The organism is Streptomonospora wellingtoniae (assembly GCF_031845375.1).
Classification (GTDB): domain Bacteria; phylum Actinomycetota; class Actinomycetes; order Streptosporangiales; family Streptosporangiaceae; genus Streptomonospora; species Streptomonospora wellingtoniae.
The window spans coordinates 72,485-84,695 of the sequence record NZ_JAVREK010000007.1 but is presented as its reverse complement, the minus strand read 5'-3'; the positions used below and the strand labels follow the sequence as shown (position 1 = coordinate 84,695).

At 73.2% G+C, this 12,211-nt stretch carries 9 protein-coding genes and 1 tRNA gene; 8 read left to right on the top strand and 2 right to left on the bottom strand.

What is annotated here, in order from left to right; genetic code table 11:
* Nucleotides 1-234 precede the first annotated feature (234 nt).
* Entirely contained in the window at nucleotides 235-1,518 is a 1,284-nt protein-coding gene (gene eno, locus RM446_RS09040) for a phosphopyruvate hydratase (RefSeq protein WP_311544736.1), read from the top strand.
* Between the two features lie 197 nt (nucleotides 1,519-1,715).
* On the top strand, nucleotides 1,716-2,243 hold the full coding sequence (locus tag RM446_RS09035) for an FtsB family cell division protein (protein ID WP_311544735.1): 528 nt from the start codon (nucleotides 1,716-1,718) through the stop codon (nucleotides 2,241-2,243).
* Nucleotides 2,244-2,285: 42 nt separating this feature from the next.
* Here RM446_RS09035 and RM446_RS09030 read toward each other — a convergent pair whose 3' ends face one another.
* Entirely contained in the window at nucleotides 2,286-2,900 is a 615-nt protein-coding gene (locus tag RM446_RS09030) for a DsbA family protein (RefSeq protein ID WP_311544734.1), read from the bottom strand.
* A gap of 83 nt (nucleotides 2,901-2,983) precedes the next feature.
* On the opposite strand from RM446_RS09030, the gene RM446_RS09025 reads away from it, so the two are divergent.
* From RM446_RS09025 to RM446_RS09005, 5 genes are all read left to right on the top strand, one after another.
* Entirely contained in the window at nucleotides 2,984-3,583 is a 600-nt protein-coding gene (locus RM446_RS09025; RefSeq protein ID WP_311544733.1) for a DUF501 domain-containing protein, read from the top strand.
* Nucleotides 3,580-4,605, top strand: a complete 1,026-nt coding sequence (locus RM446_RS09020) for a Ppx/GppA phosphatase family protein (protein WP_311544732.1) — start codon at nucleotides 3,580-3,582, stop codon at nucleotides 4,603-4,605. Before RM446_RS09025 ends, RM446_RS09020 begins: the two co-directional genes overlap by 4 nt.
* A 416-nt stretch (nucleotides 4,606-5,021) precedes the next feature.
* Nucleotides 5,022-6,401 (top strand): NAD(P)/FAD-dependent oxidoreductase, encoded by a 1,380-nt coding sequence (locus RM446_RS09015; protein ID WP_311544731.1) that lies wholly within the window; start codon nucleotides 5,022-5,024, stop codon nucleotides 6,399-6,401.
* Between the two features lie 408 nt (nucleotides 6,402-6,809).
* Nucleotides 6,810-6,883 (top strand) — tRNA-Leu (locus RM446_RS09010).
* A 624-nt stretch (nucleotides 6,884-7,507) separates the two neighbouring features.
* Entirely contained in the window at nucleotides 7,508-8,368 is an 861-nt protein-coding gene (locus RM446_RS09005) for a nitroreductase/quinone reductase family protein (protein ID WP_311544730.1), read from the top strand.
* 23 nt (nucleotides 8,369-8,391) lie between these two features.
* Here RM446_RS09005 and RM446_RS09000 read toward each other — a convergent pair whose 3' ends face one another.
* Entirely contained in the window at nucleotides 8,392-10,206 is a 1,815-nt protein-coding gene (locus tag RM446_RS09000; protein WP_311544729.1) for a PucR family transcriptional regulator, read from the bottom strand.
* A gap of 138 nt (nucleotides 10,207-10,344) precedes the next feature.
* Between RM446_RS09000 and pruA the strand changes: the two genes are divergently transcribed.
* Entirely contained in the window at nucleotides 10,345-11,970 is a 1,626-nt protein-coding gene (gene pruA / locus RM446_RS08995; protein ID WP_311544728.1) for an L-glutamate gamma-semialdehyde dehydrogenase, read from the top strand.
* Nucleotides 11,971-12,211: the final 241 nt, after the last annotated feature.

Genomic DNA, 12,211 nt, shown 5'->3' with positions numbered 1-12,211 from the left:
CCGCCGATCTCCAACGGTTTCGGGGCGTCCGGTGTGGACTAGACCAATTTCGGGTGCCGACAGGACCGCGGCCGCCCCCGATCGCTAGGGTGGCGGGTGACGCCCGTGGCTCGGGCGGATCGCACAGGGTGCGGCTGGGGCCCGCGCCGGCAGTCGGGAAGGCCGCACCTGCCGCGTCACATCCGCAACAAGCGCCTGAGCCGGGTCCGCACACGAATCGAAGGAGTTGCAACGTTGTCGTCGATCGAGGCAGTGCAGGCGAGGGAGATCCTCGACTCCCGCGGTAATCCGACGGTCGAGGTGGAGGTCCTGCTCGACGAGGGGACCACCGCGCGCGCGGCGGTCCCCAGCGGCGCGTCGACCGGGCAGTTCGAGGCGGTCGAGCTGCGCGACGGCGGCGACCGCTTCGGCGGCAAGGGCGTCGAGAAGGCGGTGGCCGCCGTCAACGACGACATCGCCGACGAGCTGATCGGCTTCGCCCCCGAGGAGCAGCGGCTCATCGACCGCGCCATGATCGAGCTGGACGGCACCCCCGACAAGTCCCGGCTGGGCGCCAACGCCGTCGTCGGCGCCTCGCTGGCCACCGCCCACGCGGCGGCCGACAGTTCCGGCCTGCCGCTGTTCCGCTACATCGGCGGCCCCAACGCCCACCTGCTGCCGGTGCCGATGATGAACATCCTCAACGGCGGTGCACACGCCGACACCAACGTCGACATCCAGGAGTTCATGGTCGCGCCCGTGGGGGCGGCGAGCTTCCGCGAAGCGGTGCGCTGGGGCGCCGAGGTCTACCAGGCGCTGAAGTCGGTCCTGAAGGGGCACGGGCTGGGCACGGGCGTCGGCGACGAGGGCGGGTTCGCCCCGCACCTCGACAGCAACCGCGCGGCGCTGGACCTGATCATCGAGGCGGTGCAGAAGGCCGGCTACACCCCCGGGCGCGACATCGCACTGGCCCTGGACGTGGCCGCCACCGAGTTCTGCACCGACGGCGTCTACAGCTTCGAGGGCAAGAGCCGCAGCGCCGAGGACATGGCCGCCTACTACGGCGAGCTGGCCGACTCCTACCCGCTGGTCTCACTCGAGGACCCGCTGGACGAGGACGACTGGTCCGGCTGGTCGCAGCTGACCTCCACGCTGGGCTCGCGCCTGCAGATCGTGGGCGACGACCTGTTCGTCACCAACCCCGAGCGGCTGCAGCGCGGCATCTCCGAGGGGGCTGCCAACTCGGTGCTGGTCAAGGTCAACCAGATCGGCACCCTGACCGAGACCCTGGATGCGGTCTCGCTGGCTCAGCGCAGCGGCTACACCGCGATGATCTCCCACCGCTCCGGCGAGACCGAGGACACCACCATCGCCGACATCGCCGTGGCGACCAACGCCGGCCAGATCAAGACCGGCGCCCCCGCCCGCAGCGAGCGCGTGGCCAAGTACAACCAGCTTCTCCGCATCGAGGAGGAGCTCGACGACGCGGCCCTGTACGCCGGCGTGTCGACCTTCCCGCGCTTCCGCCCGCAGGGCTAGTCTGACCGCTTATGCCCGAGGTGCCAGAGCAGCCGAAGCGGCCGCGCCCCGCGAAGGGCCGGCCGCCGGCCTCTGGCGCTTCGGCAGCAGCCGGGAGCCGCGGGAGCACAACCCCGGGCGGTGCCGCGAGGGGGGCCGGGGGCGGGAGCAGGGACAGGGCCGGAGCGGGCGAGAGCGAGTCGAAGCCCTCCAAGGTCGTGCCCATCGGTGCGGCCCCCTCCTCCAAGACCCGCAGCGGCGCGGCCAAGAGCCCGGGGCGCGGATCGGGCTCCCGCTCGTCGGGGGGACGGGGCGGAGCGCCGCCGGGCTCCGGCAGCGGGCGCACGCGCCCGGCGTTCACCAGCCGTGCGGCGATCCTCGCCCTGGTGATCTGCGTGATCGCGCTCAGCCTGGCCTACCCGCTGCGCGAGTACCTGGCCCAGCGCGCGCGCATCGCCGAGCTGCGCGAGGAACAGGCGCAGACCGAGCAGGCCGTCGCAGACCTCCAGGAGCGCAACAAGCAGCTGAAGAACCCGGCCTACATCGAGCGCGAGGCCCGCACCCGGCTGCACTACCAGTACCCGGGCGAGCGCGCCTATGTCGTGGTCTCCGACTCCGACGACCAGGACGCCGACGCCGCGGCCGGATCCGGCGAGCCGTGGTTCACCCAGGTGTGGAAGTCCGTGCTGGCCGCCGACAGCCCGGAGCAGAACGGGAGCGCGTCCGACGGGCGGCCCGGCGACTGAGGCGATCCGCCCGGCCTGCCGGGCGTGCCGCGTGCGTCCGGCTCAGTCCGCGATCTCGGCCTCCGGCGGGCCCTTGAGAGTGTGGAACCCGGCGGTGCCGGCCACCAGCACGGCACCGTCCCACAGCCGTCCTGCGTCCTCTCCGCGCGGCACTCTGGAGACGACGGGGCCGAACATGGCGGCCGCCCGCCTGCCGTCCGGCGCGGTGGCGGCCAGCACCGGAGTGCCGGTGTCGCCGCCGACGAGACCGAAGCCCTCCTCGTGGGAAGCCCGGAGCGCCTCGTCGTAGGCGTCGGAGGTCCCGGACCGCGCGAGATGGGCGGGCAGTCCCGCCCGCACCAGCGCCTGCTCGAACCCCGCGGCGTAGTCGTCCTCCCGTTCGCGGGAGGCCCACAGCGCGTCGTAGAAGCGCCCCAGCGCATCGTGGCCGTGCTCGGCCTGGACCGCGGCGCAGATGCGCGCCGGGATCCACAGGTAGCCCTCGGGGTCGCCTTCGGGGTCGTCGTCGCGGTTCTCGTTGAGCACCGACAGGCTCATCACCCGCCAGCGCACCCTGATCGGGCGCACCCGGGCGGCCTCCGCCAGCCACCGAGCGGTGACGCGCGTATAGGGGCAGGAGGGATCGAACCAGAAGTCGGCGATCCAGGTATCGGCCATGGCCCCGATGGTAGGTCGCGGGCGGCCGGGCCGTCCGCGAGGCGTGCGCAGCGGGTGCCACCGGGCACTACGCTGAAGGCGCGATGACTTCCGCCGAACACGCCGCCCCGCCGGACCCCGTCGACGACGCAGACGCCGCAGCGGTGCGGGCCCAGCTCGGGCGCCCGCCGCGCGGCCTGCGGGCGGTGGCCCACCGGTGCCCGTGCGGGCTGCCCGACGTAGTGCGCACCGCGCCGCGCCTGGAGGACGGCACCCCGTTCCCCACGCTCTACTACCTCACCTGCCCGCGCGCTGCCTCGGCGATCGGGACGCTGGAGGCGGGCGGCGCGATGCGCCGGATGCAGGACCGCCTCGCCGACGACCCGGAGCTGCGCGCGGACTACGAGCGCGCCCACCGCGCCTACCTGGACGAGCGGGCCGAGCAGACCCGCAGCGACGGCGGCGATCCACTGCCCGAGGGCACGCAGAGCGCCGGCGGCATGCCCGAGCGGGTCAAGTGCCTGCACGCCCTGGTCGCCCACGAGCTGGCGCGGCCGGGCGCCAACCCCTTCGGCCGGGAGGCGCTGGACGCGCTGCCGCGCTGGTGGGCGGACGGGCCCTGTGCTTGTGCCGGCGGCGAGGGCGCGGACGCCGCGGGAGGACCGCGGGCGCACCACGACGACAGCGAAGGGACGACCAGGTGACCACCGTGGCGGCCGTGGACTGCGGCACCAACTCCATCCGGCTTCTGGTCTCGGCGCTGATCGGGGTGGAGGACGAGGACGTGCAGCTTATCGACCTCGAACGACGCATGGAGGTCGTGCGGCTCGGCCAGGGCGTCGACCGCACGGGCGAGTTCACGCCCGAGGCCCTGGAGCGCACGTTCGCGGCCCTGCGCGGCTACGCCGACCTCATGCGCGAGAACGGCGTCGATCTCGGTCCCGAGGCGGTGCGGATGGTGGCTACCAGCGCCACCCGCGACGCGCGCAATCGCGGCGAGTTCGTGCGGGGCGTGGAGGAGATCATCGGCGTGGAGCCCGAGGTCATCACCGGCGACGAGGAGGCCGAGCTGTCCTTCATCGGCGCCACGGCCGAGCTGGAGGACGCCGGCGCGGGCTTCGACGCGCCGTTCCTGATCGTCGACATCGGCGGTGGATCCACCGAGTTCGTGCTGGGCTGGAGCGACCCGCGCAACGCCCCCGACGGCGCCGGCGCGGTGCGCGCGGCCCGTTCGGTCGACATCGGCTGCGTGCGGCTGGCCGAGCGCCACCTTGCGGACGACCCGCCCACGGCCGAGCAGATCGCCGCGGCCGCCGCCGACATCGACGCCGCGCTGGACGAGGCCGCCGAGGCCGTCCCGCTGGATGAGGCGGCGTCGCTGGTCTGCGTGGCCGGCACCGCTACGACCGTGGCGGGCATCGCGATGGAGCTGTCGGCCTACGACCCCGAGCGCATCCACCACTCCTGGGTCCCGGCGGAGCGGACGCACGAGATCGCCGACGAGCTGCTGGCGATGGACCACGGGCAGCGGGCCGCGATCGGCGTCATGCACCCGGGCCGGGTGGACGTGATCGGCGCGGGCGCGCTGATCCTCTCGCGGGTGGTGGCGCGCACCGGAGCCGCGGGGTTCGCGGCCAGCGAGCACGACATCCTCGACGGGATCGCCTGGGGCCTGTGCCTGGGTGCGGCCGACGCGAGCATCCAGGGGACCGCGGACGCGCAGTAGCCCTCTTCCGAGGCTGCGGCGTGCGCCGGCCGGCACACGGTGCGGGCTACGGCGCGAACCGGCGCCGTGTGCTGGGACGGAGCCGCCGGGCGAGTGTGACCCCGGTTGGCGGCCCCGGTGAGACGCGTCACCTGCGATTCAGTGCGTGAATCCCTTCACAAGCTCTCTGACCTGCATAAACGATCGCATGATGCGGCGAATCATGGTCTAAACCTGTGGCCGGCGCCGCTTTCATGTTAAGAGCGGCTTGTGAAAGAATGCACAAGCAGGAGGAGAGAGAGGGACCCTCGACTCTCGGGTGAAGAAGAGCGTTCTTTCCGTCGGAAGACGACAGGGAACATGCCAGTCAACGAAGACTTACCGATTTTGGCGCCCCGGACCGGGGGCGTGGAACGGGATTCAAGGGCGGATGCGCGATGACCGAAGGCAGGAACTACCGCCTCGTGCACGGCGGCGGTGACAGGGAAGACATCCCGCACGTACTCATCGTCGGCGGTGGGTACCTGGGCATGTACACCGCGAAGCAGCTGGAGAAGAAGCTGGGGCCGGGCGAAGCCCGCATCACGGTCGTCGACCCCAACTCCTACATGACCTACCAGCCGTTCCTTCCGGAGATCGCTGCCGGCAGCATCTCCCCGCGCCACGTCGTCGTTCCGCTGCGCAAGGTCTTCGACCGGGTGCGCGTGCTCACGGGCCGCGTGATCCGCGTGGACCACGCGAACCGCTCGGTCGACTTCGAGCCCGCCGTGGGCGACCCCCGCCGGATCTCCTACGACCACATCGTGATGGCCACCGGCGCCGTCTCGCGGACCCTGCCCATCCCGGGGCTGGCCGAGTGCGGGATCGGAATCAAGACGGTCGAAGAGGCCGTCTTCCTGCGCAACCACGTGCTGGAGCAGCTGAACATCGCCGACTCCACCGACGACCCCGAGATCCGCCGCAAGGCGCTCAACTTCGTCTTCGTCGGCGGCGGTTTCGCCGGTGCCGAGGCGGTCGCCGAGCTGGAGGACCTCGCCCGCGACGCCACGCGGATCTACACCTCCATCAGCGCCGACGACCTGCGCTTCTACCTGATCGAGGCGGCGGACAAGATCCTGCCCGAGGTGGGCAGCGACGTCGGTGAGAAGTCGCTGAACCAGCTCAAGCGGCGCGGGATCGACGTGCGGCTGTCCACGTTCCTGGAGTCCGCAGTCGACCAGCGCATCAAGCTCAGCGACGGCACCGAGTTCGACGCCGGGACGCTCGTGTGGACCGCCGGCGTCAAGCCCAGCCCGGTCGTGCAGGCCGGCGACCTGCCGCTGGGGCCCAAGGGCCACCTCGACACCAGCGAGTACCTCACCGTCAACGGTGTGGACAACGCCTTCGCCGGCGGCGACAACGCCCAGGTGCCCGACGGCAAGGGCGGCTTCTACCCGCCCAACGCGCAGAACGCCGTGCGCCAGGCCCCCGTGCTGGCCGCCAACGTCATCTCCGCGCTGCGCGGCAAGGAGATGACCCGCTACGTCCACAGCAACCTGGGCGCGGTGGCCGGCCTGGGACTGCACAAGGGTGCCGCCCAGCTCTTCGGCCGGATCAAGCTGACCGGTCGGCTGGCGTGGTACGCGCACCGCTCCTACCACCTCTACGCGGTGCCGACCTTCAACCGGAAGATGCGCGTGCTGGCGGACTGGATCGTCGGGTTCTTCCTGCGGCGCGACTTCGCGGCCCTGCCCGAGATGGAGGACCCGCGCCAAGCCTTCGAGGACGCGAGCAGGCCCCAGGTGGAGAACGGGCAGCTGCTGCGCCGGGTCAGCTAGCGCGGTAGCCGGATGCCCCATGACGGCCGGCCCCTGGCGGGGGGCCGGCCGTACCTCTGCGCTCCTGCGGCTCGGTCGGCCCGGGCCGACGACGGCGGTGCCGGTCCCCTCCCGGGCAACGCAGCAGTGCCCGGACATCGTCGGCCGCATTGCGGGGCCCTTCCGTCGGAACGTCCGGGGACGGCGGTCACACCGATGCAGACGGCGCACCATGACACGGGGAGCGACGCGCCCGGGCGGTCGACGGATTCGAGCGGGCCGGTCCAGGGCGGGGCAGGGCGGGCACGCCCGTGGGAGCGGCGCCGTCGCGGCGGTGAGGGCTCGCGCGAGCGCGAGGCGCCTGCGCATGTCGGCTGGTCGAACCGGCGCGAATCCCGTTGAATCGGCCATCCCCGGTAGGATGGTGCCGCCCTCGTAGCCCAATGGTAGAGGCAGGCCCCCTAAAAGGGTCACAAGTGTCGGTTCGAGTCCGACCGGGGGTACAGCTGAGCTCGGCGCGGGTACGCCGGCCGGGCTTCGTGGGTGTGCGGCGGCACCGCCGCCTCCCGAGCACGGCAGCGACACCCGCCCTCTCCGCAGCGCCGCGGCTCCCCTCTGGGCGCATCCGCCCGGCCCTCTGCGCCGCGGTGTCCGGAGCCGGTCAGCGCTGTTGACGCGGTCGCCGCCATGGGCTTGGATTCCGGGGGTGCCAACCGCCGCCGGAGAGGCATGCGGCCTGCGGAGGGCACCCCGAGCCGCCGAAGGGGATGATGTCGTGAGCAGCCGATTCACAGGCGCCGTCTGACCGTCGCGGGCACACCCGCGTCATCCCCTCGCAACCCCCGGTCCGTCGCGGCCCGGTCTGCACCGGCGCCGGCACCCCGGGCGCGGGCGTTCGGACCGCCCGGTCTCGCACCCGCCGCGCGCGCCGGTTCCGCCGCGCCCGCGCGGCCTCCAGGCGCGCTCCGGCCCGCCGCCACCGAGGCTGCCGCGCTCGGCGGCGGGGCGACGCGTGTGCGCCCGAAACCGCGTCTCGCGCACCGCGCCCGCTTGCGCGGATTCCGCGCGTCCTCGCCGCAGACCGACGCCCGCGACAGCGGATCGACCACACTGGGAGTAAGCACCGCATGACCGAAGAGCAGAGCGAAGACGGATTCGACACCGGCGACTTCAACAGGGCGATCATCGAGGAGTTCCGGGCCAACCACGGCCGCGTCGGCGGCATGTTCGAAGGGGCCCGGCTGTTGCTGCTGACCACGACCGGAGCCCGCTCGGGAAGGCGCCGCACCACGCCGCTGGGGTTCCTACCCGACGGCGAGCGCATCCTGGTCATCGCCTCCGCCGGAGGCGCGGACCGCCATCCGGCCTGGTTCCACAACCTGCGCGCCCACCCGCGCGTGACCGTCGAGAACGGGGTGTTCGTGCTGGAGGCCGACGCCGTCGTGCTGGAAGGGCGGGAGCGCGAGACGCTCTTCGCCCGCGCCGCCGAGGCCGACCCCGGCTGGGCCGAGTACCAGGCCGGTACCGAGCGCACCATCCCCGTCGTCGCGCTGCATCCGGTCGGCGGCGAGGCCGTCGAGACGCGCATGGGTGAGGGCCTCAAGGTCCTGCACGACGCGTTCCGGCGCGAACTCGCGACGATTCGCGAGGAGGTCGCCCGCTCGGGCCCGGCCCTGGGCGCCCAGCTGCGTATCAACTGCCTGACCGTCTGCCAGGGCCTGGGCCACCACCACACGATGGAGGACGCCGGGATGTTCCCCGGTATCGCCGAGGCCCGCCCCGAGCTCGCCGGCGTCATCGCGCGCCTGGGTGAGGAACACGAGCGCGTGGAGGTGCTGCTGGAACAGCTCAAGTCCCGCCTCGCCGACTCCGCCGCCGACCCCGCCGCCGTCGCCGCCGACGTCGACCGCCTCGTCGCCGAGCTGGAGGGGCACCTCGACTACGAGGAGGAGCAGCTCGTTCCGGTCCTCGATGCCATGGCGCCATAGGACGGGCCCGCCTGCGGGGCCGGTCACGTGGCGCGCTCCATCAGCAGTTGGAGGTGGGTGAACAGCCGCTGGGTGGGGTCGGAGAGGTCGATGCCGCTGACCGACTCCGCTCGGCGGACCCTGTAGCGCAGGGTGTTGGGGTGGATGTGCAGCCGGGCGGCCGCGGTGCGGACGTCGCCGAACTCCTCCAGGTAGGCCAGCAGCGATACCACCAGGTCCGAGCCCTGCGCGGCGTCGTGGTCGGCGAGGGCGCTGACACGGGGGTCGCGCAGTGCGGGCGTGCCGCGCAGGTAGGCCAGGGTCTCGCTGATGAGGACCCGGGTGCGCACGTCGGACATGGTGGCGACGTCCATCGCCAGGTCGCGCCCCATCGCGTCCAGGATGCGGTCGGCCTCGGCGCGGGAGTCGGGGATGGCGCCCAGCGAGTTCACCGCCGAGCCCACGGCCCCCTGCACCGCCACCCCGAGCGTGGCCCGGGCCGCCTCGACGGTCTTTCGGGTCAGCGCCAGCACCGACGACTCGGCCGAGCGCCGGGAGGAGTCGGCCGCGGAGTCCGCGTTGCCGGAGCCGCTCGACCCGCCGCCCCGCGCGAGGTCGGGCATCAGCACGTAGATCCGTCCGCCCACTGCCGTGACCAGCGACGTGCGGCGGTAGGCGGCGGTGTGCACGGTGATCAGGTCCACCAGCCGCCGCCGGTTCAGCTCCCGGCCGGAGCGGTCGGTCCCACCGCCGCGGGCGGGCTCGGCGCGACCGCCCGCGCCCGGCGCCCCCGACGGCGAGATGGCGAAGGCGACCACGAGTGCCGGCCGGTCGGTGTTGACCTCGATCGTGTCGGCCAGCGCCGCCGCTTCGATGCGGCCCTCCAGCAGGCTGGCCAGCAGGTCGTCGCGCAGCCGCAGCCCCACCGTGGCCTCGGTGCGGTGCCGCACCAGGTGCAGCGCCGTCATCCGCGCCGCGCCCAGCAGCGCCTGCTCGGCGTCCTCGGCGAGGGAGTGGGCGCCCTCCTGCACCCAGATCGTGCCCAGCGGCTGCGAGCCCGCGTGGATGCCCACCGCCAGCCGCCGCCGGATGCCCAACTGCGGGTGCTCGTCGATGCGCACCACCTCTTCGCCGGCGCGCAGCCGCGAGAACACGCCCCACTCCCGCAGCAGTGCGAGGTACTGCTCGGGGCCGCGGCGCCCGAGTACCGACAGCCGGCGCAGCTCGTCGGCCTCCTCGCCGCTCGAATGGGCCAGCACCCGGCTGGCCGCGTCCTCGATGGTCACCAGCCCGCCCGTCAGCGCGGAGATCGTCTGCGCCAGCGAGTACAGGTCGCCGGCGGTCTCGCCCAGGTCGGCTTCGGAGGTCAGCCGGGCGTCGTCGAGCACGCTGCGGCACAGCGACTGCAGTTGGTCCCAGCGCACCTCCGGGCGCACGCCCAGCAGCGCAACCCCCGCATCGCTGGCCTCGGCACGCAGCAGGGCGACCTCCTCGCCGCCGCGCCGCACCTGCGGCGCCGTGCCCCAGCCCTGGGGCGGCGGATACGCGGGCTCGTCGGAGTGGACCTTCACCGCCACGGCGGCCGCGCCGCGCCGCGCGGCCGCGCGGACCAGGTGCCGGGCGGCGCTGCCGCGCGCCCCGATCAGCAGCACCAGGTCCCCGGCGAAGGCCTCGGCCTCGTCCTCGGGGTCGACGATGACCACATTGTCCACCCGCACATCCAGGCCCGCGGGAGCCGCGAGCACGTCCACGAGCGGGTCGCCCACGGCCAGCAGCAGCCGGCGCAGCGGGATGCCCGCGCCCTCACCTGCGGTACCGGCCGCGGCGGGCGCTGCGTAGGGATCCGATGGCACGTCCATGACCGTCTATTCTGTCGCATCCCCGTTTGTCCTATCGGCCAACCGCGCGGTGGGAATCGTGGCGTGCGCGACAAGGCCGACCTCGGCCTGCTTCATCTACGTTTGTCCGGTTCCACCAGACGAACCGAGGGAGGGCCCATGGACGCCGTCACGAACGTCCCCACCCCGGCCAACGAGCCGGTTCTGACCTATGCGCCCGGGAGCCCGGAACGGGACGAGCTGACCGCCAAGCTCTCCGAGCTGGCCAAGGAGCCCGTCGAGCTGACCATGACCATCGGCGGCGAGCGCCGCATGGGCGCCGGCGCGCGCGTGGACGTCGTGCAGCCGCACAAGCATGCACACGTCCTGGGCACCCTCGGTACCGCGACGCAGGACGACGCCCGCGCGGCCGTGGCCGCGGCCAAACAGGCGGCGCCCGCCTGGCGCGACATGCCCTTCGACGAGCGCGCCGCCGTCCTGCTGCGCGCCGCCGACCTGCTGGCCGGCCCCTGGCGCCAGACCGTCAACGCCGCCACCATGCTCGGACAGTCCAAGACCGCGATCCAGGCCGAGATCGACGCCGCCTGCGAGCTGATCGACTTCTGGCGGTTCAACGTCGCCTACGCCCGCAAACTGATGGCCGAGCAGCCCTACAGCCCCGCCGGCCAGTGGAACCGCGTCGAGCAGCGCCCGCTGGAGGGCTTCGTCTACGCCGTGACGCCCTTCAACTTCACCGCCATCGCCGGCAACCTGCCCACCGCCCCCGCCCTGATGGGCAACGTCGTGGTGTGGAAGCCCGCCGTCACCCAGCAGTTCGCCGCGCACCTGCTGATGCGGCTGCTGGAGGAGGCCGGGATGCCCCCCGGCGTCATCAACATGGTCACCGGCGACGGCAAGGACGTCTCCGAGGTCGCCATGGCCGACCCGGACCTGGCCGGGGTGCACTTCACCGGTTCGACCCGCGTCTTCCAGCAGCTCTGGCGCACGGTCGGCGAGAACATCGAGACCTACCGCTCCTACCCCCGTGTCGTCGGCGAGACCGGCGGCAAGGACTTCATCGTCGCCCACTCCTCGGCCGACCCGGACGTGGTGCGCACCGCCATCGTGCGCGGCGCCTTCGAGTTCCAGGGCCAGAAGTGCTCGGCGGCCTCGCGCGCGTTCGTCGCCCGCTCGGTCTGGGAGCGGCTCCGCGACGACCTGGTCGCCGAGGTCGAGGCGCTGCCCATGGGCGACGTCACCGACCTGGGCAACTTCCTCGGCGCCGTCATCGACCGCCGCTCCTTCGACCGGCTTGCCGGCGTCCTGGAGCGCGCCCGCAACGAGGAGACGCTGGAGGTCGTCGCGGGCGGCACCGCCGACGACTCCACCGGCTACTTCGTGCGGCCCACTGTGCTGGTGGGCACCGACCCCGACGACGACGTGTTCCGCACCGAGTACTTCGGCCCGCTCATCGCCGTGCACGTCTACGAGGACGACGAGTACGAGCGCATCCTCTCCGTCGTCGACCAGGGCTCGCCCTACGCGCTGACCGGCGGCGTCATCGCGACCGACCGCCAGGCGATCACCGCCGCGCACCACAGGCTGCGCTTCGCCGCGGGCAACTTCTACGTCAACGACAAGCCGACCGGTTCCGTGGTCGGGCAACAGCCGTTCGGGGGCGCCCGCGCCTCGGGCACCAACGACAAGGCCGGAAGCGCGCAGAACCTCGCCCGCTGGGCGAGCCCGCGCTCGATCAAGGAGACCTTCGTCCCACCGAAGTCCTCCGCCTACCCCCACCAGGGGTAGGGGCGTTCGAGGCACCCTCCCGCCGCGCGGCCCCCCGCGCCGAGGACCGCGCCCCGCGCCTCGGGCGCGCGGCCCACACGGCGCGTGCGCCGCGCGCGAGGGACGGAGCCGGCCGGACACACCCTGTGGGCGGACACTCCGCCGGGCCCGCGCCCCGACCGGGCGCGGGCCCGGCGGGGCACGAGCTAGCCGCACCGCTGGACCGCTACCCGGATCGGCGGGCACGAGGAGAACGAGGTCG